Annotated in this window: 20 protein-coding genes; 12 read left to right on the top strand and 8 right to left on the bottom strand. The window is 65.3% G+C overall.

The window, feature by feature from the left end:
* Positions 1-169 precede the first annotated feature (169 nt).
* From WS45_RS10795 to glmS, 7 genes are all read left to right on the top strand, one after another.
* Complete coding sequence (locus tag WS45_RS10795) at positions 170-1,705, top strand: glycosyltransferase family 2 protein (RefSeq protein WP_059700560.1); 1,536 nt, start codon at positions 170-172, stop codon at positions 1,703-1,705.
* Positions 1,706-1,708: 3 nt separating this feature from the next.
* Positions 1,709-2,704 carry a polymer-forming cytoskeletal protein gene (locus WS45_RS10800; protein WP_059699779.1) on the top strand — a complete coding sequence of 332 codons (996 nt, stop codon included), beginning with the start codon at positions 1,709-1,711 and terminating at the stop codon, positions 2,702-2,704.
* An 11-nt stretch (positions 2,705-2,715) separates the two neighbouring features.
* The gene (locus tag WS45_RS10805) at positions 2,716-3,732 is read left to right on the top strand and encodes a YaiO family outer membrane beta-barrel protein (RefSeq protein WP_059531781.1); all 1,017 of its coding nucleotides are present in this window, start codon (positions 2,716-2,718) and stop codon (positions 3,730-3,732) included.
* Positions 3,733-3,746: 14 nt separating this feature from the next.
* Positions 3,747-4,517, top strand: a complete 771-nt coding sequence (locus tag WS45_RS10810) for a hypothetical protein (protein WP_059689481.1) — start codon at positions 3,747-3,749, stop codon at positions 4,515-4,517.
* Between the two features lie 297 nt (positions 4,518-4,814).
* Entirely contained in the window at positions 4,815-6,968 is a 2,154-nt protein-coding gene (locus WS45_RS10815; protein ID WP_059699781.1) for a polysaccharide deacetylase family protein, read from the top strand.
* Between the two features lie 92 nt (positions 6,969-7,060).
* Complete coding sequence (locus WS45_RS10820; RefSeq protein WP_059699783.1) at positions 7,061-8,149, top strand: hypothetical protein; 1,089 nt, start codon at positions 7,061-7,063, stop codon at positions 8,147-8,149.
* Positions 8,150-8,196: 47 nt separating this feature from the next.
* Positions 8,197-10,014, top strand: coding sequence for a glutamine--fructose-6-phosphate transaminase (isomerizing) (gene glmS, locus WS45_RS10825; RefSeq protein ID WP_059531768.1), 1,818 nt, complete (start codon positions 8,197-8,199; stop codon positions 10,012-10,014).
* 160 nt (positions 10,015-10,174) lie between these two features.
* On the opposite strand, the gene WS45_RS10830 is transcribed toward glmS, so the two are convergent.
* From WS45_RS10830 to WS45_RS10840, 3 genes are read right to left on the bottom strand one after another with little or no spacing between them, the layout of a single operon-like run.
* On the bottom strand, positions 10,175-10,672 hold the full coding sequence (locus WS45_RS10830; RefSeq protein ID WP_059699785.1) for a TPM domain-containing protein: 498 nt from the start codon (positions 10,670-10,672) through the stop codon (positions 10,175-10,177).
* A gap of 2 nt (positions 10,673-10,674) precedes the next feature.
* Entirely contained in the window at positions 10,675-11,508 is an 834-nt protein-coding gene (locus WS45_RS10835) for a TPM domain-containing protein (RefSeq protein WP_082721893.1), read from the bottom strand.
* A 17-nt stretch (positions 11,509-11,525) separates the two neighbouring features.
* A complete protein-coding gene (locus tag WS45_RS10840; RefSeq protein ID WP_059699789.1) occupies positions 11,526-12,188 on the bottom strand; it encodes a LemA family protein in 663 nt (220 codons plus the stop codon).
* Positions 12,189-12,676: 488 nt separating this feature from the next.
* Here WS45_RS10840 and WS45_RS33335 point away from each other — a divergent pair, with 488 nt between their 5' ends.
* The 5 genes from WS45_RS33335 (at position 12,677) to WS45_RS10865 (ending at position 17,377) form a co-directional block, all read left to right on the top strand.
* Positions 12,677-12,931, top strand: a complete 255-nt coding sequence (locus WS45_RS33335) for a DUF2933 domain-containing protein (protein WP_082721894.1) — start codon at positions 12,677-12,679, stop codon at positions 12,929-12,931.
* Positions 12,915-13,571 (top strand): methyltransferase family protein, encoded by a 657-nt coding sequence (locus tag WS45_RS10850; RefSeq protein ID WP_059699793.1) that lies wholly within the window; start codon positions 12,915-12,917, stop codon positions 13,569-13,571. The genes WS45_RS33335 and WS45_RS10850 overlap by 17 nt, the downstream gene beginning before the upstream one ends.
* Before the next feature lie 71 nt (positions 13,572-13,642).
* Positions 13,643-13,909 carry a DUF5676 family membrane protein gene (locus WS45_RS10855; RefSeq protein WP_059699795.1) on the top strand — a complete coding sequence of 89 codons (267 nt, stop codon included), beginning with the start codon at positions 13,643-13,645 and terminating at the stop codon, positions 13,907-13,909.
* 220 nt (positions 13,910-14,129) lie between these two features.
* Positions 14,130-16,577, top strand: a complete 2,448-nt coding sequence (locus tag WS45_RS10860; RefSeq protein WP_059699797.1) for a heavy metal translocating P-type ATPase — start codon at positions 14,130-14,132, stop codon at positions 16,575-16,577.
* 389 nt (positions 16,578-16,966) lie between these two features.
* Positions 16,967-17,377, top strand: a complete 411-nt coding sequence (locus WS45_RS10865; protein WP_059532397.1) for a TIGR02594 family protein — start codon at positions 16,967-16,969, stop codon at positions 17,375-17,377.
* A gap of 69 nt (positions 17,378-17,446) precedes the next feature.
* Here WS45_RS10865 and WS45_RS10870 read toward each other — a convergent pair whose 3' ends face one another.
* From WS45_RS10870 to WS45_RS10890, 5 genes are all read right to left on the bottom strand, one after another.
* Entirely contained in the window at positions 17,447-18,889 is a 1,443-nt protein-coding gene (locus WS45_RS10870; protein ID WP_059689490.1) for an efflux transporter outer membrane subunit, read from the bottom strand.
* Between the two features lie 16 nt (positions 18,890-18,905).
* Positions 18,906-20,480 carry a DHA2 family efflux MFS transporter permease subunit gene (locus tag WS45_RS10875; RefSeq protein ID WP_059699799.1) on the bottom strand — a complete coding sequence of 525 codons (1,575 nt, stop codon included), beginning with the start codon at positions 20,478-20,480 and terminating at the stop codon, positions 18,906-18,908.
* A 13-nt stretch (positions 20,481-20,493) separates the two neighbouring features.
* Positions 20,494-21,585 (bottom strand): HlyD family secretion protein, encoded by a 1,092-nt coding sequence (locus tag WS45_RS10880; RefSeq protein WP_059699801.1) that lies wholly within the window; start codon positions 21,583-21,585, stop codon positions 20,494-20,496.
* Positions 21,586-21,649: 64 nt separating this feature from the next.
* Positions 21,650-22,081 (bottom strand): MarR family winged helix-turn-helix transcriptional regulator, encoded by a 432-nt coding sequence (locus WS45_RS10885; RefSeq protein WP_059531741.1) that lies wholly within the window; start codon positions 22,079-22,081, stop codon positions 21,650-21,652.
* 107 nt (positions 22,082-22,188) lie between these two features.
* Positions 22,189-23,109, bottom strand: a complete 921-nt coding sequence (locus tag WS45_RS10890; RefSeq protein ID WP_059699803.1) for a LysR family transcriptional regulator — start codon at positions 23,107-23,109, stop codon at positions 22,189-22,191.
* Positions 23,110-23,198: the final 89 nt, after the last annotated feature.

Raw genomic sequence — 23,198 nt, forward strand, 5'->3', positions numbered from 1 at the left:
CAGGGACGCCAAAGCAACGAATCCGGAAAGCGGCAGGACACGTTCGTCCGGCGCGGAAGACGCCCGCGCTTGCGCGACGAACGTGCGGCCGCTTCCCATTGACATCCGCGCGATGCACGGCCCGGGCGCAAGCGCTCGGCTGCCGCCGTCGCCGGCACGGGGGCAGGACATGAAGAACCGTCGGACGGTGTCGCTCTGCGTCGAGGGCATCCTGCTGTTGATCGTGCTGGCCTGCTCGCAGGTCGTGCACGACACCGCGTTGCGGCCGTTCGCCGACGCTGTGCGCATCGGCATGCCTGCCGCCGGCGCGGCGGAGCGCAGCGCCGCCTATGCCGGTGCCGCGCCGCTCGCGGTGCGCGCGTCGACCGATGCGGACGCGTTGCTCGGCCCGGTGCCGGCCCGTACCGTGCAGGCCACGTTCGATCCCGACGTGCTGTTGATTCCCTGTGTCGCCTACCTGTGGCTGTTCACGCTACTGACCTGCGTCTATGCGGCGCGACATTACGTGTTCAGTCTCGACCGTCTGTTCAAGCCGCAGCACGCGCCTTATCGGGCGGTGACCCACGGCGAATGGCCGCGGCTCACGGTGTTCGTCGCCGCGCACAACGAAGAAGCCGTCGTCGTCGATTGCCTGATGGCGCTGCTCGCGACGACCTATCCGCACGACCGGCTGACGATCATTCCGGTCAACGACCGTTCGACCGACAACACGCGCGCGCTGATCGACGAGGTGCGCGCGCTGGCGCCCGAGCTCATCAAGCCGTTTCATCGCGAGAGCGGCAAGCCGGGCAAGGCGGCCGCGCTGAAGGACGCGCTGCGCTTGATCCGCGGCGACATCATGGTGGTGTTCGATGCCGACTACCTGCCGCGTCCCGGGCTGTTGAAGGAACTCGTCGCGCCGTTCTTCGATCCGGAAGTCGGCGCGGTGATGGGCCGCGTCGTGCCGCAGAACGCCGACAGCAATCTGCTCGCGCGGCTCCTCGATCTCGAGCGCGCGGGCGGCTATCAGGTCAACCAGCAAGCGCGCAACAACCTGAACCTGGTGCCGCAGTACGGCGGCACGGTCGGCGGTATCCGCAAGGGCGCGCTCGATGCGGTCGGCGGATGGTGCGACGACATGCTCGCCGAGGATACCGACATGACCTATCGCCTGCTGCTGAGCGACTGGCGCACGGTCTACCTGAATCACGCCGAATGCTACGAGGAAGTGCCCGAGCGCTGGGCAGTGCGCGCGCGGCAACTGACGCGCTGGGCGAAGGGGCACAACCAGACGCTGCTGCGCTATCTCGGTCCGGTGTTGCGCAATCCGCTGATCTCGCGGCGCTGCCGGCTGGACGGCGCGCTGCTGCTCGGCGTGTTCCTGATGCCCGCGCTGCTCGCGATCGCGTGGGGCACCGCGATCACGCTTTATCTGCTCAATGGCGTCAACTCGACGGCGCTCGGCCTGCTCGTGTCGCTGTTCGCGCTGTTCGCGTTCAGCACCTTCGGCAATTTCGGCGTGTTCTTCGAGATCGTCGTCGCCGCGCGGCTCGACGGTCGCGCGACGCGCCTGCGGCTCGTGCCGGTCAACGTGGTCGGTTTTTGCGTGACGATCGCGGCCGTGGTGTCCGCGCTCTGGGGGCTCGTGCTCGACGCCGCGTTGCGCCGCGAACTGAAATGGGACAAGACCGAGCGTTTTCGCCGGCAACTGAAACCGGGGCGGTGAACGATGACGACCTTCAATGTGATGGTGCCGGTGGCGGGCGTGCTGAGCCTGCCGTTCCTGCCGCTGCTGCACGAGCTGATCCGGCGCAGCGACGTGGCGGCACTGCCGATCGGCGACGGGCCGTTCGTCGACCAGGCGCTGCTCGCCGCGCGCTGGCGCGATGCGCTGCGCGCGCACGCGGGCGGTGCGCGGCCGGCCGATGCGTCCGCGATGCCGCCATGGCACGCGCTCGGGCTCCTGGTGCGGCATGACGACGAGATCCGCGTCGTGCACGACGAGCATTGCGAGGACGTGCTGTACGCGGATCGCGCGATCACGCTCGACGGCGGCGCGCGGGCCACGTATGCGTTCGCCGAGCAGCGCATCGACGTTCGTGCCGGCGCGACGATCGGCATGCTCGCGCACGCGCCGCAGATCGACGTCGACAGCGCGGTGCTGCGCGGCGTCGTGGTGGGCGGGACGGTATACCTGCATGGCGCCGGCGGCTTTGCGTGCCTGTACGGCGAGCCGATCGTGTTCGGCAAGGCACCGACGGTGCCGACCGACGATACGGCCGTCGCGCCGCGCCGTGCGATCTCGCTGACCCGCCACTTCTCGACGCTGCCGCATCGCTACGTGCACGGCCGCTACCTGCTGCCCTGCGACGTGCGTCTGCCCGCGCATACGGTCGTGCAGGGGAACCTCGTCGTGGACGGCACGCTGGTGCTCGGCGACGGCTGCGTGCTGCGCGGCGGCGTCAAGGCGCATCGCGTCGAGCTCGAGCGCCACGCGTTGCTGCACGGCTCGGTGTTCGCGCGGGACGACGTGCTGCTCGCCAGCGGCAGCTGCATCGACGGCGTCGTGTCGGCCGGTGGCCTGCTGCGCCTGACCGGCGCGCGCATCGGCGTCGCCGGTCATCCTGTCAGCGCCTGTGCGCGCGACATTTCGGTCGTCGGGCATGCATGCGTGCACGGCGACCTCGTCGCATGCCGCAGCGGCTGGTTCCACGCATCCCGTTAAGGAGCGCCTCCATGTCCGATCGTTCCCGCCGTCGCGGCTCGCGCGCACCGGTCGCCGCTCTGGCGGTGCTGTGCGGCGTTGCCGTCGGCCCGCTCCCGGTGCTCGCGGCGCAGCCGGATGACGCCGGTGCGCCGGCACCCGCGCAGTCGCCCGCCGCCGCCGCGCCCGTCATCGTGCCGCGCACGCTCGACGCGCCCACGTTCGTGCGCGTGTCCGCCGACGGCCTGCCGGACGGCACGCCGCTCGCCGAATTCTCGCCTGACGATACGAACCGGCCGCCGTTGCCCGACGCCGTGATCGCGCACGTGCAGGCGCCGAGCGAGCGCCATGCCGAGATGTCGCTCGGCGTGTCCAGCGCACACCTGACACACGGGTATGGCGACTGGTACGGCGTGCACGTGCGCGGCGTCTATCAGGACGGCGGCCGCACGATACTCGGCGAGCTGGCGCAGCTGCATCGCTTCGGCGAGAGCACGCAGCTCGGCGCACTGACGTACGTGCAGGACCTGGGACCGGACTGGTTCGGTGGCATCGGTTTTTCCGGCACGACGTCCGGGACGATCCTGCCGAGCGCGCGCGTCGACCTCTCGATCAACCGCAAGCTGTTGTCCAACCGGTCGCTGATCGTGTCGCTGGGCGCCGGCTATGCATGGAATCGCAGCGGCCACCGGGATCAGCTGTATCACGCCGGCGTGATCTGGTATGCGCTGCCCAAGTGGATCTTCGAGGCGGGGACGAACTACACGGTCGATTCGCCGGGGTCGGTGAAGGCGCCGCAATACTACGGCGCCGTCACCTACGGCGAGGTCGGGAAAAGCGTGATCGTGCTGCGTGGCGGGTTCGGCCGCGAGGCGTACCAGGTCACCGGATCCGGTTCGCAGATCGCCGATTTCCGCAGTCACGAAGTGATCGCGAAATGGCGCTACTGGTTCACGCGCAAGTGGGGTACGCAACTCGAATTCGACTACTACCATAACCCTTACTATTCACGGATCGGCGGCGAGCTGAGCGTGTTCTATCGCTGGTAACGGGAACGGGCGCCATGCAGACGCATCCCGTCCGTCCTCCCGTCGACCGTTCGCTGCGGATCCACCCGCATCCACAGCGCTGGCTGATGTCGATCGTGCTGCTGACCCCGACGCTCTATGCGTTGCTATGGCTCGGCCTGCCGCTCGCGTGGCGCTACTGGCGCGCGGTCATGGCGTGGGGGGCGCACGAGATCGATCCGGCACTGCACGTGATCGTGATCGGCTACCCGCCCGATGCGCCGCGCGTCCCGCTGCTGTCGATCGATCTCGCCGCGCGAATGCCGAGCGGGACGCAGCTTGCCGTGACCGCGGTGCTATGCGCGATCGGCTTCGGCGCGTCGTTCTTCCGGCGTGCGAACTGGTTGCCCGTTGCATATCTGTTACGTATCGCGAGCTTCACTCAGCTGCTGATCTGCGCGTATTTCTGGCTCGCACCGGGCGCGTTCCCATATGTGCCGATGCTGCATCTGCGTGACATGTTCGTACTGCACGGCGCGGCGATCGCGCTGATTCCGCTGGTGATGGCGGCGCTTTACTACCCGCTCGATTTCACACCGCTGCAGAAGATCGCCGCATCGCTCCTCGTGGTCGGCTACTTCGTGTTCGCGCTGCCGTTCGTGATGCTGCTGCACGCGGTCGTCATCCATCATGGCTCGCTGCTGTTCCTGCCGTTCTGCTATTTCCTGCTCGGCGGCCCGCTGCTGATCGGCCTGCTCGTCACGCTCTATACCTACTGCGCGAGCTGGCCCGGCTCGCTGACGAATCCGTCCGACGATTCGTGCTAAACGCCGCCGTATCAGTGATGAAACGATTCGGCCGCGTTTTTCGCCGCACCGCACGGCACGCGACGCACCGAGCGAGCACGACAGGGCTTCCGGAGCCAATGGCACGTTGTTCGCTTCTCTCCCTGCGTCGCATCGATTCTTTTCCAACGGAGAAGACGGGCCGGCCGCCGATGGCCGACGTCGTTCGATGCTCGACGAACTGGGCAGCCGCACACATCTACCGGGCAAGGTGGGCCGAGCTGGCGGCACGCTCATCGCTGCTGTGGCGCCACCCATTCCTTAAGCGAGGAGCACACCATGTTGGCAAAGTCAGGCAAGTTCTTGCGGATACTGTTCGCGCTATTCGCGCTGGCGTTCGCATTCAGTCCGGGCGGCGTTCGGGCGGCCACCAACCAGCTTCTCCTGTTGGTGCCCGACACGCTGACGCTGCCTGATTCCCGCGTGTCCGCGTGGCTCGATACCGCGCAGGAAGAAGGGTTGCAGATCACCGTCATGACCGACAGCCAGTTCATGGCCGCCGGCTCGTCGCTGTCGCAGTATCCGGGCCTGATCCTGCCGGACCAGGTTCATACGACGGCCGCCGACGCGCTCGTGACGGCAATCCAGAACTATGCGCTGAACGGCGGCAAGGTGATGCTCGTCTACGACTTCGGTGTACTGAATTCGGCCGGCTTCTACGTGAGCCCGAAGTCTCGTTTCAGCAACATGGTCGGTGTCGACTACGTGTTGTATGACCAATACGGCGGCAACATGATCGGCCTCGGCAACGTGACCGGCATGAGCAGCTGGCTGCGCACGCTGCAAGTGCCCCCCGGCAAGTCGATGGCATGGACGACGACGACTTCGGCGACCACGGCCGCCAGCCCCACGACATCGTTCGCATCGACGAGCAGCTCCGGCTCGTCGAAGACGTCGGCATCGACGTCCGGCAGCGCGCTGTTCCTGGCGGCCAGCCCGTCGAACCCGGGCGGCCTCGCGAACTACAACCACAATGCGTGGTTCCAGTACACGACGCCCCCCACGGGCAGCGGCGTGCTGAGCCAGACGCTCCCGAAGCTGACCGGCACCGTGACCGGCAAACTGAAGAAGACCACGACGTATAGTGCCGGTTCGCTGCTGAGCACCTCGACCGGCAAGACGGCAAACACGCTTGCGTCCACGCTGACGACCACCACCGACACGCTCGAAGGCATCTCCGGCTACGTATACGGCTTCCTGACCTATCCGAGCTTCGTGACGCAGGGCACGTATTCCGGCACGACGATCCTGACCTCGCCGACGTTCGGGCTGGTGTCCGGCTACAACCCGTACGGCAACGGCGGCGTGCTGTTCGTCAACCTGCCGCTCGCCTACCTCGACGGCCAGACCGACGGCATGCTGATTCACGGCTACCTGCATTATTTCGGCACGCAGATGCTGAACCTGCCGTCGCTGTCGCCGCTGCCGAAAGCGCAGGCCGGGCTCGTGTTCAACTGGCACTTCTGCGCGGGCGACCAGATCCAGCCGGCGCTTTACCTGAAGAGCCTCGGCGTGTGGAACAACGGGCCGTTCTCCGTCGTGGTCACTGCCGGCCCCGACGAAGCGACCTTCGGTGACGGCGGCGGCATCAATCTCGCCAACAACCCGACGGCGCAGTATCTCCTCAAATACTTCATCAGCAGGGGGCATCGCGTCGGCAGCCACGGCGGCTGGATCCATGATTACTGGGGGGCGAATGCGAGCGAGACGAACGCGAGCACGTTCACGCAGTACCTCGTGATGAACCATCAGGCCGTTCAGGCTGCGACGGGCCTGCCCGACATCGAGTATGCGGCGCCGGAAGGCAACACGCCGACCTGGTCGGTGAACTGGCTCGAAAGCAATGGCTTCAACGGGTACTACTTCACCGGTCACACCGGCTCGGCGCCGACCCGCGCATACCGCAACGGTGCGCTGCTGAACCCGGGCCTGTGGGCTTACCCCGTGATGCCGTTCGGCAAGTACGCGACGTTCGAGGAGTTCCAGCAGTACGCGGTGCCGACGACCGACGTGAACAACTGGTACGCCGCGCTGATGAACTTCGTCGTCGCGAACCACACGAGCCGCCTGATCTACGCGCACCCGCTCGGCGCGTCGTCCTATACGTCGACGCTGTCCTCGATCTTCACTCAAGCCAATTTGCTGAAGCTGACCGGGCAGTTCCGCTGGTACACGATGACCGATATCACGGTCTTCGACCGGGCGCGCTTGAACGTCACGTGGTCGGCCACCGACACGGGTAGCGGCTGGACATTCTCCGCCAGCCACCCGACCAGCCTGACGAACATGACGTGGCTGTTGCCGAAGGCTGCGTATGCGTTGCCGATCATCACGCAAGGCAGCGGCAGCGTGGGCATCACCGACTCGACGTACTGGCTCGTGACCGCGAATAGCGGCACCAGTCTCCAGTTCACCAGCGCCAAGGTGCACTGAGCCGCAACGTCGATACACCCGCCGGCGCGCGACGCGGCCAACGCCGCGCCCGGCGCGAATTGCGCAGAACTACCGCGCAGGAGCCCCCGATCATGAAACGGCCCGCGCTTTTCCCGGCCGCACGCGCGTGCGTGGCGGCCCTTGTCAGGCCGTGCCATGCGTGGCGCGTTGCCTGTTGCGTCGCCGCGTGCTGCTCCGTGCTGCACGCGGGCGCCGCCGAACTTCAGCTGAACGGGCTGTATCAACGCCCGGACGGCGCGATCACCGTGCGCCTGAACGGCGCCGGCATCGATCCTTATTTCGCGGCGAAGGCGCTGCTTGCCGCCGCCGACACCCATATGGATGCCCATCAGGCCGCACTCGCGTGGATCGCGTGGGTGTTGCCGCGCCAGCGGCTGGACGGCGGATTCGACCGCTTCTGCGTGAAGAGCGGACAGGTCGGCCCGTGCGCGGAAGCCGACGCGGACGACGCGATGATGGCGACCTGGATCGAACTGCTCGCGCGCTTTGCGCCTCCGGACGGGATGCCGGCTGCCTGGGAACTCAGCCTGAACCGCGCGGGCGCACACCTGGACACGCTGCTCGACAAGGCGAGCGGCGTCTATCAGATCTCGTCGTCGCTTCATGTCGCACTGCTGATGGATAACGTCGAGGTGCACAGCGCGTTCCAGGCGCTCGCCGCGTATTACGTGCGCCGCGCCGACTACGCGCGTGCAGGGCCGTGGAGCCAGCGTGCCGACCGGCTGTCGTCGGCGATCGTGAAGGTGTTCTGGCGCGGCACGCAATCCGGCTTTCGCGCGAGCACGCAGAAGATCAGCGACACGAGCTTCTATCCGGCGAAAGTCGCGCAGATCTTCCCGATCCTGTCCGGCATCCAGGTGCCCGACCAGTCGAACGAGACGATCTACGCGCAGTGGATGCAGAAGTACGGCAAGACCTGGATGCAACTGGCCGGCTCCGATTTTCCGTGGGGGCTGATCGCGCTGGTCGCATTCAAGATGAACGACTGGAGCACCGTCGCCTGCTGGTATGCGCGCTCGGGCCCGTACCGTCATGGCTCGCACTGGAACGTACTGGAGGAGGCGCTGTACCTGGCATTCGAAAGCCGGATGGCCGACCCGCTCGCGCCCGCCAAATGCGGGTTCACGACGGCGGAGATAGCGGTGACCGGATCGCGCTGACACGACGGCGCACGGTCGATGAACGGAAACAGGGAAGGAGACGTGTCATGTGTGGCATCGTCGGCGCGGTCGCGCAACGGAACATCGTTCCGATTCTGATTGAAGGTTTGCGCCGCCTCGAATATCGCGGCTACGATTCATGCGGCGTGGCGACCGTCGTCGACGGCCAGGCGCGACGAGAGCGCAGTGTGTCGCGGGTCGCCGATCTCGACGCGCACGTGCGCAGCGCCGGGCTGTCCGGCAGCACCGGCATCGCGCATACGCGATGGGCGACGCATGGCGCGCCCGCCACCTGCAATGCGCATCCGATCTTCTCGCGCGACGAAATCGCGCTCGTGCACAACGGCATCATCGAGAATCATGAAACGTTGCGCAGGCAACTGTCTGACGAGCACTACCAGTTCGATGGCCAGACCGACACCGAGGTCGTCGCCCATCTGATTCACAGCAAGTATCGCGGCGATCTGCTCGCCGCCGTGCGCGATGCGACGTCGCAACTGCACGGCGCATACGCGATCGCGGTGTTCAGCAAGCATGAGCCGCAGCGGCTGATCGGCGCGCGGGTCGGATCGCCGCTCGTCGTCGGCCTGAAGGACGACGAATGTTTTCTCGCGTCCGACGCGCTCGCGCTCGCCGGCATCACCGATCGCTTCATCTTTCTCGAGGAAGGCGACATCGTCGAATTGACGCCGGGCGGCGTGCGAATCCTCGAGCGTGGCGGCACGCCGGTCGATCGCCCGATCCAGACCGTCTCGTCGGCGCAGGCCGCGGTCGAGCTCGGGCCGTATCGGCATTTCATGCAGAAGGAAATTTTCGAGCAACCGCAGGCCGTCGCCGCGACGATTCCCGATGCGGGGCTGTTCGATCCGGCGATATTCGGCCCGGATGCCGCACGCGCGTTCGAACAGATCGACAACGTGCTGATTCTCGCGTGCGGCACGAGTCACTATTCCGGCCTCACCGCGCGCCGCTGGCTCGAGACGATTGCGCGCCTGCCCGCGCAGGTCGAGATCGCGAGCGAATACCGTTACAGCGACGCGCTCGCGCTGCCGAATACGCTGGTGGTCAGCGTGTCGCAATCCGGCGAGACCGCCGACACGCTCGCCGCGCTCAAGTATGCGCAGGCGCTCGGCCACATCGATACGCTGGCGATCTGCAACGTGCCGACGAGCGCGATGATGCGTCAGACAGGCTTGCGGTTCCTGACGCGCGCCGGCCCGGAAATCGGCGTCGCGTCGACCAAGGCGTTCACGACGCAGCTCGTCGCGCTGTTCATACTCGCGGTGACGCTCGGCCGGCTGCGCGGCTACGTCGACGATGCGCAGCTCGCGCGTTATACGACGCAGTTGCGACGGCTGCCGAACGCGCTCGAGGACGTGCTCGCGCTCGAACAGCAGATCGAGCGCTGGGCTGCGGAATTCTCGCGGCATGAGAACGCGCTGTTCCTCGGGCGCGGGCTGCATTACCCGATCGCGCTCGAAGGGGCGCTGAAGCTGAAGGAGATTTCGTACATCCACGCGGAAGCGTATCCGGCCGGCGAACTGAAACACGGGCCGCTCGCGCTCGTGACGCACGCGATGCCGGTCGCGACGATTGCGCCGAACGACGCGTTGCTCGAAAAGCTCAAGTCGAACATGCAGGAAGTGCGGGCGCGGGGCGGGCAGCTTTACGTGTTCGCCGATGCCGATACGCGCATCGACAACGGCGAAGGCGTGTCGGTGCTGCGCATGCCGGATTACTACGGGCTGCTGTCGCCGATCCTGCACGTCGTGCCGCTTCAGCTGCTCGCGTATCACGCGGCTTGCCTGCGCGGCGCGGATATCGACAAGCCGAGGAACCTCGCGAAATCGGTGACGGTGGAGTAACGGGAGGTGCGAAGGGGGGGCTAAAGCGTTTTTAGCCCCCTTTTCTTGCTGACGCTCGCTTTGCCGGCGAAGTAACCGTCCGCGGTCTCGTCCAGACGACCTCCTGTAACGAATCGGCGGCTTGCCGCCCGCGGAGAGGATCGCTCTCAAGCTCCGGAGCTCATATCACGATGGACGAACTCGAAAGGTCATCGCGCTGCGGACCGTGAACTGGAAAGTGTTTTTGCAACAGTTCGGTCACTTGCTCGACACCTCGCAGAACACCGGACCGATAATCGCCTTGCCGGAAATGAGCCTCCATGGCTTGGCAAATCGCCTCCCATTCGCGGCTGTCCACCTTGGCGTGTATGCCTCGGTCCGCAACGATTTCGACGTCGCGGTCCGCAAGAAGAAGATAGATGAGAATGCCGTTGTTTTGCTCCGTGTCCCAAACCCTGAGGTCCGAGAACACCTCGATGGCACGATCCCTCGCAGTCGTGCCCTTCAGCAAGGCGCCAATGTGCAGCGCCCCCTCCACAGCGAACCTGACTTGACCCACGTGCGCGCGATGACTAGTACGTACAGCCTCGTCGATAGCGTCAAGCGCCCGCCGTGAAAATGCGCGGTTGACCTGCCAGTGGGTCGTGAAAAGATGCCGGAAGAGGCGTTTCAGGTCCATGCTCACCACCGTCCCGATGCGCCACCGCCGCCGAAGCCCCCACCGCCTCCGCGAAAGATGTCGCGATTCGAATCACGATCGAAACGCGCGTCGCTACCGCCAATGAAGCGCCCGCCAGCGGCTCGCATTCCGCCACCCAGCAATGTGAAGAGCAGCGCCATCATTCCCGCCGCGACGGCGACGAAAAGCGCCTGCGATAAAATCCACGCGAGTACCCCAACGACGCCGCCGGTAACGACGGCTCCTGGCAGACGCCCGAACATGGCGCGCAGCAGCCCGCCGGCCATGACCGTCAGGAGGAAAAGAACAGGAAGCAACCGCCCGGCGCCGTCGCTGGCCCGAGGTGGTCGCTGCGGCGGAGGTAACGGCTCGCCGCTGGTGACGCGCATGATGCCGTCGAGGCCGGCGGTGATGCCACCGTAGAAGTCCCCGTTTCGGAATCGCGGGACTATCGCTTCGTTGATGATGCGATTGCTCGTTGCGTCGGTGAGCACACCTTCGAGGCCGTACCCGACCTCGATTCGAAGTGCCCGGTCGTTTTTGGCGACGATCAGGAGCGCGCCGTCGTCGACATTCTTGCGCCCAAGCTTCCATTGCTCGACGACTCGCATCGAATACTGTTCGATGGTTTCGGGCTCCGTGGTCGGGACAATGAGAACTGAAAGCTGCGTTCCTCGTTTCGCCTCGAACTCTTTCAACGTCTTCTCAAGGCTGGCCGTCTGGTCGCTGGTCAGGGTTCCGGTCTCATCGGTCACTCTGGACGTCAGTGGCGGGATGGCGGCGTCCGCGTGCGCGTGTGCTACCCCCAGGACAAAGAAGGCTAAGACGACGACCATCGCCAGTCGGAACGTGTTCAATTGGAGGCCTTGCCTGCAGATGCCGGCGTCGAGCCGAAGTCGACCCGAGGCGGTTTGGAAATCTCGGCCTCGTTGCTCACCGAGAAGTTCGGGCGCTCCAGATAGCCGAATACCTTCGCAGTCAAATTGTTCGGGAACGAACGTATCGTCGTGTTGTACGTCTGGACGGAGCGAATGTATCGGTTGCGGGCTACGGCAATACGATTTTCCGTGCCTTCGAGCTGCGCTTGCAGGTCCCGGAAGTTCGCGTCCGACTTCAATTGCGGATAGTTCTCCGATACCACGAGCAGGCGTGACAGAGACGACGTGAGCTGTCCCTGCGCCGCTTCGAACTTTGCGAACGCCTGCGGGTCGGCAATGAGTTCGGGCGTGGCGCGAATCGAGCCGACTTGTGCCCGGGCCTCTGTCACGCGGACGAGCACTTCCTTTTCCTGGTTCGCGTACCCCTTCACTGTGTTGACGAGGTTGGGAACGAGGTCGGCACGCCGTTGATACTGATTTAGAACTTCTGACCAACTGGCCTTTACCTGCTCGTCTTCGCTCTGGATGGCGTTGTAACCGCACCCGGAGAGAGCAAGCAGACTCGCCGCCGATGCGGCTATCAGAAGTGCGCGGGCAAGACTGCGCCGCGCAGAGATTGCTGCAGGATTTGTCGACATGGACGCGCCTCTGTCCGATATTCCTCGGCATTCCGCCGCTCGCGTGTGCATTGCTTATCGTAAGTGGCAGCGCGGTCGCAGAGTTGATTCATGTCAATGCTGCATTGTCGAGCGTGCCCGGAGCGATACCCCGTCCCGGTCGCATGTCCGCCCCGCGGCTGTGCTACGTATGAAGCGTTCGATTCGCGATTCGTTGAGCCACGTCAAGCCATCGAAGGGGCGTCAGCATAGAGTGGTTTTCAGGGCTCGACCGGCTATCCGGAGCCATGCTCGTGTAGAACGCGATGGCATTGCCGAAAAAAACGGCAATCGCAGTCGCGGCGCTCGGCATGGTCATGGCGCTGCAATCGCCGGTCCGCGGGCGGCCACCGACAATGCAGCTCGCGATCGCCATCATCCCAATACGGCGACCGCAAAAGCGCCGAGCAAGGCAAACTGCGCGGCAGAATCGGGCCGGGAAGTGACACGGTACGAAATGGGAGGCAGCGTTGAATGACAACTCACATGGTGCTCGGCCGTTCTGGAAATCACGGTCGGCCATTGCACTCGTCGCGTTCGCTGCAATAGCACTGTTTCTCCTGCTTTCCGAACACCGAGCCCACTTCCTTGGGGTGTTGCCCTATCTGCTGTTGCTCTCGTGCCCGCTGATGCATCTGTTCATGCACCATGGGCACGGGCACCATGGAACGAAATCGACCGAGGGGCGTCCTGATTCGGGAGAGGGTCATGACCAGCATCGATGACGGTTACGGGTTATGGAGCCTCGCAGCGATCAATTCACTTGTCTTCATCATCTTCGCGTTCAGCTTCTTCAAGCCGGCGACAAAGCGGGACTGGCGAACGTTCGGTGGATTCTCTGCCTTCATCGTCGCGCTATTCGCGGAAATGTACGGGTTTCCGCTCACCATCTATTTGCTGTCGGGTTGGTTGCAGACGCGCTTTCCGCAAACAAATTTGCTGTCGCACGATACAGGACACCTGTGGTGGACCCTGACCGGCAGGCACGGCGACCCGCATGGCGGACTTCCGCATCTTCTCAGCTTCTTCTTGATATTGGGCGGTTTCTACTTGCTGTCCACGGCGTGGCACGTGCTGTATGAAGCTCAGCGTAGCAAGGAGTTGGCCACCACCGGACCCTACGCGAAAATCCGACATCCTCAGTACGTCGGGTTCGTCGTCATCATGCTGGGTTTCCTGCTTCAATGGCCCACGCTGGTGACCTTGGCAATGTTTCCCATTCTGGTTTTCATGTACGTTCGACTCGCGATACAAGAGGAACGCGATTCGGAGGCGCAGTTCGGCGCGGCGTGGCGTGAATACGCGGCACATACGCCGCGCTTTGTACCCAACGTTTTTGGAAAACGCCCGGCCCAAATACATTGATTTCAGGCGGCTCACCGATAGCTGGCACTGCTGCCGAACTCAATCGCAATCTTCCGGATGAGGAGGCTGCCATGAAGCCCTTCAAGACTGGCGTGACGCTTTCAGCCACGGTTGTGCTCTTCTATGTCCTGTGCACGCTCGTATGGATGGCACTTCCTGAACCGTTCATGAACTTCATGAACACGCTTTTTCACGGACTCGATTTTCGGCGCCTTCAGACGGGCGAGTCACTGTCGTGGTGGTTCGTCGTCTACCCGGCCTTTGTGTTCGCGGTCTGGTTCTTTGCAGCTGGCGCCTTCTTCGCGTGGTTACACAACCGCCTGAGTGGACCGGGCTGAAGCAATTCCGTACGCCCGTACCTCTCTCCCGGACCACACGTTGCCCGTGTCCGTCTCCGGAAATCAGGAGAGTGAGGTAACGGGTTGAGCGGGGAAAGCACGGAATGATCGTTGCTCCCGTGCTAGCGCTCGACATACCGACACGTCGTCGGTGGCGCCCTCTGATGCGCAGGGCGACGGGCCTCAATGGAAGCGGAACGGGTGAACAAGGGAGCGTCAAATGAGCGGCCGACCCGGCGAAGACAAGCTTCATCATCAACGGATTTCCGGGCAGGTGTCATCGGGCGAACATCACGCTCGTGAGGCGGACAAGCACGCGCCTTCCGCCGGGCACGGACACGGCGCGCGTGCGCATCATCGTGAGGGCCGGGCCGAGCACGTTCGTTCCACGGATTCGCTTCGCGACCCCGTCTGCGGAATGACGGTGCCCGACGAGTCCCGCTTCCACGGCGAACACAATGGCAAGTGGTACGCGTTCTGCAGCCAGGCTTGCTTGACGAAATTCCAGGCTGCGCCGTCCAAGTACGTTGAGCCCCCGACCATCGAGCAGTTACAAGCCGTGCCCGAGGGCACCATCTACACCTGTCCGATGCACCCGGAAATTCGCCAGGACCATCCTGGACAATGTCCAAAGTGCGGCATGACCCTGGAACCGATTCTGCCCGGCGTTGACGAAGGCGATAATCCGGAACTGGTCGATTTCCAGCGCCGATTCTGGTGGACGTTGCCACTGACCGTCGTAGTCTTCGTCCTTGCGATGTTCGGCCATCGCTTCGGATCGATGGACGTCGACACCGAGAGCTGGGTCGAGTTCATTATCTCTACGCCGGTCGTCCTGTGGGCAGGCCAGCCGTTTTTCGCGCGATGCGTGCGCTCATTCATGAATCGCAGTCCCAACATGTGGACCCTCATTGGGCTTGGGACAGGCGCCGCTTACATCTACAGTGTCATCGCGACCATCTTCCCCGGCGTGTTTCCGGAAACGTACAGCGCGCACGGCCGAGTCAGCGTGTATTTCGAGGCGGCGGCAGTCATCATTTCGCTGACGCTTCTCGGGCAGATGCTCGAACTGAAGGCGCGCTCGCAAACGTCCGCCGCCATCAAGGCACTCCTCGGGCTCGCACCCAAGACTGCGCGACGCATCAACCCGGATGGCGCCGAAGAAGATATTCAGTTATCCCATGTACATGTGGGAGACCTGCTTCGCGTGCGGCCGGGCGAGAAAGTTCCCGTGGACGGCGTAGTGACGGACGGCACGAGTTCGCTCGACGAGTCCATGATCACCGGCGAGCCCATTCCCGTCACGAAGCGTGTTGGCGACCACGTCATTGGCGCAACGATGAACGCGACGGGCAGTCTCGTCATCCGCTCGGAAAAGGTCGGATCCCAAACCGTCCTGTCGCAAATCGTGCAGATGGTCGCGCAGGCGCAGCGGTCCCGTGCCCCCATGCAACGTATGGCTGACAAGGTGGCCGGCGTGTTTGTCGTCGGGGTCGTCAGCGTCGCTCTTCTGACGTTCTTCGTGTGGGGCATCGTTGGCCCCGAGCCCAGCTGGGTGTTCGGTCTCATCAATGCGGTGGCGGTGCTCATCATTGCATGTCCCTGCGCGCTGGGCCTCGCGACGCCAATGTCCATCATGGTCGCGAGCGGAAAAGGAGCCACAACGGGGATCCTCTTTCGCGATGCGGCTGCGATTGAGAATTTTCGGAAGGTCGACGTGCTCATCGTCGACAAGACCGGGACGCTGACCGAGGGGCGTCCAGCATTCGAGCAAGCCGTGGGCACAACCGGATACACGGCCGACGAAGTGCTTCGTCTGGCGGCGAGCCTCGACCAGGGTAGCGAGCATCCGCTTGCAGCAGCCATCGTTGCGGCAGCCCGTGAGAAGAAGTTGACTTTGGAACGCACGGAAAATTTCGAATCCGCGACGGGTATCGGCGTGAGAGGAAGGGTCGCCGGCAGGAGACTTGCGCTTGGCAACACCGCGCTGATGCAGGCTGACGCCATATCCGTCGAATCGCTGGCCAAGGAGGCGAACGGCCTGCGTGCGCAAGGCGCCAGCGTCATGTACCTGGCTGTCGATGGCGGTTTGGCCGGACTGCTGGCGGTCGCCGACCCGATAAAGGCGACGACGCCGGAAGCGCTTTCGACATTGAGGGAGAACGGTATTCGAGTCGTAATGGCGACCGGTGATGGTGTGGTCACCGCGAAGGCGGTGGCCGAGAAGCTCGGCATCGACGAATTCCATGGCGAGGTGAAGCCTGCCGATAAGCTCAATCTGGTATCACGGCTTCAGCAAGCCCGGCATGTCGTCGCGATGGCTGGAGACGGCATAAACGACGCCCCCGCGCTTGCCAAGGCCGATGTCGGCGTGGCCATGGGAACAGGCACGGATGTGGCAATGAGTAGCGCTCAGGTGACGCTCGTCAAGGGCGACTTGCGCGGTATCGCGCGTGCTCGAGTGCTGTCCGAGGCAACCGTTGCGAACATGAAGCAGAATCTCGGCTTCGCGTTCATCTACAACGCGCTTGGCGTTCCGCTGGCGGCAGGGGTACTTTATCCATTCACCGGTTTGCTGCTCTCGCCGATGATTGCGGCACTTGCAATGAGTCTAAGCTCCGCTTCGGTCATTTCGAACGCGCTAAGGTTGCGTAACGCCAGAATTTGAGCAGCGATCGGCACGCAAACGTCCGTACGATTTGACGTCGTGGGGCCGGCCAGACGAGTCATTGACGGCCGGGAAGGCTCTGGCGTGACCAGAACCTCGGGTGGCGCGTAATCTGGTGGAACGGCTCGCACCGGAGTCAGGGTCTCCGCACGAAGGCAAAAGAATCCGGCCGATTGTTTTCTTCTGTGTCGGGAATCCGGAAAGACGACGGCATCAGTTGTAACGGCGGAGCCCCAATGCTCGACCGGTTCACCCGAGGCAGCCGAATCGACACCACCATACCGCCGCATTCATGCGAAGATCGAGCGACATTCCACCCGCATTCCATCGAGACCGTCGTGATCCGATCGAACCCCGAGGGCAACCCGCCAGCCGGCCATCCGCCGTGGATGGCCGTCGCACTGGCCGAGCTGGGCATTCGCCGCTTCCCGCCCGGCAGCATCAATCCGCGCATCGTCGAATACAACAACCACACGAACCTCGTCGGCTACGACGACAAGATTTCGTGGTGCTCGTCGTTCGTCAACTGGTGCATGACGCATGCGGGCATCCGCGGCACGGGGTCGGCGCTCGCGCGTTCGTGGCTCGAATGGGGGCGGCCGCTGGAGCGTCCGGTGTACGGCTGCATCGCGATCCTGACGCGCGACGACCCCGTGAGCTGGAAGGGGCACGTCGGGTTCTACCTGCGTCACGACGACGAGCGTGTGCACCTGTTCGGCGGCAATCAGCTGGAGGAAGTGCGCGAGCTTGCGTATCCGGTGAGCGAGGTGATCGGATACCGGTGGCCGGACGCGGGCTGACCGCGCCGCACGCCCGGCCTCCCGTGCACGGACGACGGCGCGGGCGCCGGCGTCGCATGGCGGCCGCGGTCAATCCTGCGCGGCGGTGGCGGCCACGGCCTGCGCTTCACCCGCCGCATCGTTCCTGCTCCACCCGCCGCCGAGCGACCGATACAACGCGACCGCCGCCAGCGCATGCTCGCGCCTGACCTGATTGAGCGCATCCGAATCCCGCAGATACACCTCCTGCGCCGACAGCACGTCCAGAAAATCCGTCGCGCCGCCCTTGTAGAGCTGGTTCGCCAGCCCGAGCGCCTTGTCCGACGCCGACAGCGCGCTATCGAGGCGCCGCGTCGCTTCATCGCTGCTGACGAGGTTCGCACGCGCGTCCTCGACTTCCCGCAGCGCCTGCAGCATCGTCTGCCGCAACCCGAGTTCCGACTCGCGCATCCGGCTTTCGCTTTGCGTGATGTCGGCGGTGATTCGCCCCGCGTTGAAGATCGGGCTCGTCGCGCTCAGCGCCGCGCTGAACAGGTTGTCGGTCAGCGTCGGCAACCCGAGATACGACGCGGCCAGAATCCCGTCCGTCAGGTTCAGCGAGAACTTCGGATACCGCTCGGCCTTCGCGACGCCGACCTGCGCCGCGCGCCGCTCGACCTGGGCGTACGCGGTGAGCACGTCCGGCCGGCGCAGCAGCGCCTGCGACGGCAGCGTGGCGGGCGACCCGGCAGGCGGCGCCGGAATCGCGCCGGCCTGCGCGAGGACGAGCCGGTCGACCGACTCGGGCGTGCGGCCCGAATACACGGCGATCAGATTGAGCTGATGCGCGATCTGCGCCTGCGTTGGCGGAATCCGCGCTTCGAGCGCATCGAGCTGGTTCTGCGCGCGTGTGACGTCGAGCTCCGTCGACAACCCGAACGCCTGCCGCTTGCGCGTGAGTTCGAGCGCATGCCGGCGGATCGCCGCGTTGTCCTGCAGGATCTTCAGTTCCTGCTGCGCCCAGCGCAGATCCACATAGGCCGAGGCCGCATCGGCCGCGAGCGCGAGCCGCATCGCGTCTTCCGCGTGCTTTTGCCCGACCAGCTCGGCCTGCGCGGCCAGCAGGTCGAGCCGTTCGCCGCCGAACACGTCCGGCGACCAGCTCAGCGCGAGTCCCGCGCCGGCCTGCCGCACGTAGCCGAGCGGCGGCGGCGTGTTCTGGCGCGCGTCGGACGCACGCGCGGTCGCGTCGAGTTCGGGCAGCAGCGCCGCGCGCTTCTGCACGGTCAGCGCCTGCGCTTGCTTCACGCGTTCGGCGGCGGCCTGCAGATCGAGGTTGCCATCGAGCACGGTCGCGATCAGCCGGTCGAGCACGGGGTCGTTGAACTGCGCCCACCACGCGGCGGCGTCGATGTCCGCGCGCGGCACGTCGGTGTCCCACGCGGCGGGCGCGAGGGATTGAACGGAATCGTGCAGCGCGGGATGCTGCGCGGGCTGCACCGCACACCCTGCGGCGAAGGCGCTGACGGCCAGCGCGACGAGTAGCTTTTTCATGATGACGACCTTGGCTTCAGTGCGCGTCCGGCGGCGGCGCGTTCAGGGTGATGGGACGGGAAAACGCGACGGCAAGCAGCGCGACCACGAAGCACAGCGACAGCGCGTAGTACGCATCCGCGTAGGTGAGCGTCAGCGCTTCGCGATAGATCAGGCGGTGCAGGTTCGCGAGGCCGGCCTGCGCGGTATCGAGCGTGTTGCCGGCCACCGAGGTCCAGTACGCGGCCTGGCGATCGAGCAGCGACGCGACCTGCGGCTCGCCGGCGCTCACGTGTTCGTTCAGGCGCAGGTAGTGGAAGTTGAGCCGGTCGTTGAGCATCGTCGCGCTCACCGCGATGCCGATCGCGCCGCCGAGGTTGCGCATCAGGTTGAACAGGCCGCTCGCCGATTTCAGCCGCGACTGCGGCAGCGAGCCCAGTGCCATCGTCACGATCGGCGGCACGCTGAACTGCTGGCCGATGCCGCGCAGCGCCTGCGGCAGCAGCAGTTCCCGCCAGCCCCAGTCGTGCGTGATCGGCGTATACATGTAGCAGCCGAGGCCGAAGCAGACGAGCCCGAACACGAGCAGCGCGCGCATGCTGAAGTAGCGTGTGGCGAACGCATACGCGCAGAGCGCGAGCAGCTGGAACACACCGACCGACAGCAGCGCGATGCCGATCTGCAGCGAACTGAACGCACGCACCTGCGCGAGGAACAGCGGCGTCAGGAACACGGTCACGAAGATCCCGATGCCCGTGACGAACGACAGCAGGCTGCCGATCCCGAAGTTGCGCACGGCGAGCGCGCGCAGATCGACGATCGGGTCTTCCGCGGTCAGTGCGTGCACGATGAACAGGAAGCCGCAGATGCCGGAGAACCACGCGCAGATGACGATCGCATCGTCGCTGAACCAGTTCTTGCGCGGGCCTTCTTCCAGCACGTATTCGAGGCAGCCGAGGAAGCCCGACATCAGTGCGATGCCGCGATAGTCGCCGCGCTTGATGAGGCTGAGATCGGGTGCGTCGATATGCACGTAGCGCGGCACCAGCGCGGCCACCGCGATGCCTGGCAGGAGGTTCAGGTAGAACAGCCAGTGCCACGACCATTGATCGGTGATCCAGCCGCCGATCACCGGCCCGATCGCCGGCGCGAGCGACGCGAGCGCGCCGATCGTCGTCGACGCGATCAGCCGCTGCTTGCCCGGAAACAGCACGAACGCGGTCGTGAACACGGTCGGGATCATCGCGGCGCCGAGCGCGCCCTGCAGCCCGCGGAACAGGATCATCGAGTTGATGTCCCACGCGAGCCCGCACAACATGCTCGTGATCGTGAAGCCGACGGCCGACGCGACGAACAGCCAGCGTGTCGACATCACCCTCGACAGCCAGCCCGACATCGGGATCACGATGATTTCGGCGATCAGGTAGGCCGTCTGCACCCAGGACAACTCGTCCTGGCTCGCGGACAGGCCGCCGCCGATGTCGCGCAGCGACGACGCGACGATCTGGATGTCGAGCGTCGCCATGAAGAAGCCGACGCACATCAGCGCGAACGCGAAGACGCGCTGCTTCGTCGGTTGCGACGCGGGGTCGCCGGAAAACGCGGTGGTCATCGCAGGCTCCCGTTCAATTCGTGCGGTCGGTGTGCACGGTCACGACCGCGGAGAGGCCGGGACGCAGCACATGCTCGATGCCCGGCTGCGGATCGAGATGCACGCGCACCGGCACGCGCTGGACGATCTTCGTGAAGTTGCCGGTCGCGTTCTCGGGCGGCAGCACGCTGAAGGTCGCACCGGTCGCGGGCGCCAGGCTGTCGACGCGGCCGTGCAGGCGCGTGCTCGACGCATCGAGCGCGACGTCGACGCGATCGCCCGCGCGCATCTTGCGCAGCTGGTCTTCCTTGAAGTTCGCGTCGATCCACAGCCCGGACACGGGCACGACCGTCAGCAGCGGCACGCCGACGTTCGCGAGCATCCCGACGCGGCCCGTGCGGTTGCCGATGTAACCGTCGACCGGCGAGCGGATCGTCGTGTACTCGACGTTGAGCGCCGCGACGCGTTGCGCGGCGAGCGCCGTGTTCACGCGGGCCCGCGCATCGGCGAGCTGCGCGCCGAGCACGTCGAGCTGCCGCTTCGATGCGAGCAGCGCGGCATCGCTGCGCGCGACGGCCGCATCCGCCTTCGAATAATCGGCGTCCGCGCGTTCGACGATCTGGTTCGACACCGCATCGGATTTCACGAGCTCGCGGTAGCGCACGCGGTCGGACGACGCACGCGTGAGCTCGGCCGACGACGCGTTCCTGTCCGCGGTATGCTGGCCGATCACCGCGTATTGAAGCTGCTGCTTCGCCTCGAGTTCGGTCACCGCGGCGCGCGCGCTGTCGACTTCGGCGGTCGCCTGCGCGAGCTTCGCATCGTAGTCGCGCGCATCGAGCTGCACGAGCACGTCGCCGGCCTTCACGCGCTGGTTGTCGGTCACGAGTATCTTGTCGACGAAACCGTTCACCTTCGGCGCGAGCACCGTGACGTCGCCGCCGACATACGCATCGTCGGTGCTTTCCTGGAAGCGCAGCACGAACAGCCAGTCGAGCGCCGCGACCGCGGCCGCGACGACGACGGCGGCCACCGCGATCCGCATCCACGGCACGCGGCGTTGCTGCCTTGCCGGCCGGTCGGTTGTGGCTGCCTCGCGGGAGGCAGCGGCTTGGGTCGTGTCCATCGATTCACCTATGTATATGCACTAATTGAAACGACCGACGACGCGTCGCCGATCGGGGAAGGGGTCAGCGTTCCGGGAGGTTGTGTGTGATCCGGAACAATTCGTCTCTGAGGCGGGCAGCTTGCGCCGACCCGAACCGCTGCTCGAACGCCTCCTGCGCGGCGAGCCAGTGCACCTGCGCGTCGGCGATCTTCGTTTCGCCGTGCGCGGTCAGCGCGAACGTCTGGCGGCGGCAACGCGGCTCGATCCGGCCCGCGACCAGCGTCGCGCCGATCAGCGGCTTGAGCGCGCGCAGCAGCGCCGTGCGCTCGATCACCAGGACCGCCGACAGCGTCGCCATCGTCAGGCCCGGGCGCTCCCGCAGCAGCGCGAGAATGCTGTACTGCGACGGCGTGACGCCCGCCTGCGACAGGTAGCGCTCGTAGAACTGCGAGATCCGCCGGGCGGCTTGCCGGACCGCGAAGCAATCGTCATCGGTAAGCGTGGACTTGTGCATGTGCACATGTTAGGTGGCGCGGCGGCCTGAAGCGAGCGGCGAGGCAGGATCAGATTGGTGCCGTGGCTGTACCAATCGACGGTGGAACGGTGCGTTTTCGCGCCGGATCAGGCGGCGGCCGGAACAATCCCGCCTTCGCGGTCGCAGTACGCGGCCGTGTAGTCGATGAACGCCTTGACCTTCGCCGGCAGCAGCGCGCGATTCGCGTACGCGAGCTTGATTTCGACGAACGCGTCGACGAGGTCGGCGCCGTCGAGCAACTGCACGAGCGCGCCCGACGCGAGCTCGGCTTCGACGAGCGTTTTCGGCACGACGCCGATGCCGAAGTCGTGCATCACCATTTCGCGGTTGAAGACGGGGCTGTTCGACGAGATGTCGAAGCTCAACGGCACGGTCAGCGTGTCGCCGTCGACGCGGAACGACAGCGCGGGCCGGCGCAGCGACGGCGACAGCGGCACGAACGCGTGACCGGCGAGGTCGGCCGGCGTTTCGGGACGCAGGTGCGTGCGCAGATACGCGGGCGTCGCGACGATCACCACCGGGATGCGTTCGACCAGCCGCACGATGGTCGTCTCGCTCGTCAGCATGTACGGCACGACGATGCCGATGTCGTAGCCTTCGCCGACGAGGTCGACCGGGCGCTCGGTCAGCGTGACGTCGAGGCGCACCTTCGGATGCGCGGCCTTGAAGCCGGCGATCAGCGGCACGAGCCGGTTCAGCGCGGCCGTCGTGTGCGCGACGAGGCGCAGCAGCCCCTCGGGCTCGCGCGTGTGCGACTGCGCCTGCGCTTCCAGCGAGTCGAGTTCGTCGAGCACGGCCGCGCAGCGTTCGTAGATGCGCTCGGCGGTTTCGGTCAGCGAGACCTGGCGCGTGGTCCGGTGCAGCAGGCGGCTGCCGAAGCGCGCCTCCAGATCCGCGACCGCCCGCGACACGACCGGCCGCGCGAGGCCGTGCATGTCGGCGGCGCGCGTGAAGCTGCGCATTTCCACCACCGACCGGAAAATCCGCAGCTTGTCGATGTAGTCCATGTCCGTCTCCTCGAGGCGATGGCGGGGCGCTTGATACACGCGGCCGGCCCGGCCATGTTACGGCGGAGTGTACATTGACTTTATGCATA

The organism is Burkholderia sp. RF2-non_BP3 (genome assembly GCF_001522185.1).
Taxonomy (GTDB): Bacteria; Pseudomonadota; Gammaproteobacteria; order Burkholderiales; family Burkholderiaceae; genus Burkholderia; species Burkholderia diffusa.

Bases quoted from the DNA above. Each gene is read 5' to 3' on its own strand.
- glmS (WP_059531768.1), top strand. From the start codon at position 8,197: ATGTGTGGCATCGTCGGCGCGGTCGCGCAACGGAACATCGTTCCGATT.
- WS45_RS10810 (WP_059689481.1), top strand. From the start codon at position 3,747: ATGCAGACGCATCCCGTCCGTCCTCCCGTCGACCGTTCGCTGCGGATC.
- WS45_RS10820 (WP_059699783.1), top strand. From the start codon at position 7,061: ATGAAACGGCCCGCGCTTTTCCCGGCCGCACGCGCGTGCGTGGCGGCC.
- WS45_RS10830 (WP_059699785.1), bottom strand. From the start codon at position 10,672: ATGGACCTGAAACGCCTCTTCCGGCATCTTTTCACGACCCACTGGCAG.
- WS45_RS10835 (WP_082721893.1), bottom strand. From the start codon at position 11,508: ATGGTCGTCGTCTTAGCCTTCTTTGTCCTGGGGGTAGCACACGCGCAC.
- WS45_RS10860 (WP_059699797.1), top strand. From the start codon at position 14,130: ATGAGCGGCCGACCCGGCGAAGACAAGCTTCATCATCAACGGATTTCC.
- WS45_RS10880 (WP_059699801.1), bottom strand. From the start codon at position 21,585: ATGGACACGACCCAAGCCGCTGCCTCCCGCGAGGCAGCCACAACCGAC.
- WS45_RS10840 (WP_059699789.1), bottom strand. From the start codon at position 12,188: ATGTCGACAAATCCTGCAGCAATCTCTGCGCGGCGCAGTCTTGCCCGC.
- WS45_RS10850 (WP_059699793.1), top strand. From the start codon at position 12,915: ATGACCAGCATCGATGACGGTTACGGGTTATGGAGCCTCGCAGCGATC.
- WS45_RS10800 (WP_059699779.1), top strand. From the start codon at position 1,709: ATGACGACCTTCAATGTGATGGTGCCGGTGGCGGGCGTGCTGAGCCTG.
- WS45_RS10805 (WP_059531781.1), top strand. From the start codon at position 2,716: ATGTCCGATCGTTCCCGCCGTCGCGGCTCGCGCGCACCGGTCGCCGCT.
- WS45_RS10815 (WP_059699781.1), top strand. From the start codon at position 4,815: ATGTTGGCAAAGTCAGGCAAGTTCTTGCGGATACTGTTCGCGCTATTC.
- WS45_RS10885 (WP_059531741.1), bottom strand. From the start codon at position 22,081: ATGCACAAGTCCACGCTTACCGATGACGATTGCTTCGCGGTCCGGCAA.
- WS45_RS10870 (WP_059689490.1), bottom strand. From the start codon at position 18,889: ATGAAAAAGCTACTCGTCGCGCTGGCCGTCAGCGCCTTCGCCGCAGGG.
- WS45_RS10890 (WP_059699803.1), bottom strand. From the start codon at position 23,109: ATGGACTACATCGACAAGCTGCGGATTTTCCGGTCGGTGGTGGAAATG.
- WS45_RS10875 (WP_059699799.1), bottom strand. From the start codon at position 20,480: ATGACCACCGCGTTTTCCGGCGACCCCGCGTCGCAACCGACGAAGCAG.
- WS45_RS10865 (WP_059532397.1), top strand. From the start codon at position 16,967: ATGGCCGTCGCACTGGCCGAGCTGGGCATTCGCCGCTTCCCGCCCGGC.
- WS45_RS10795 (WP_059700560.1), top strand. From the start codon at position 170: ATGAAGAACCGTCGGACGGTGTCGCTCTGCGTCGAGGGCATCCTGCTG.
- WS45_RS10855 (WP_059699795.1), top strand. From the start codon at position 13,643: ATGAAGCCCTTCAAGACTGGCGTGACGCTTTCAGCCACGGTTGTGCTC.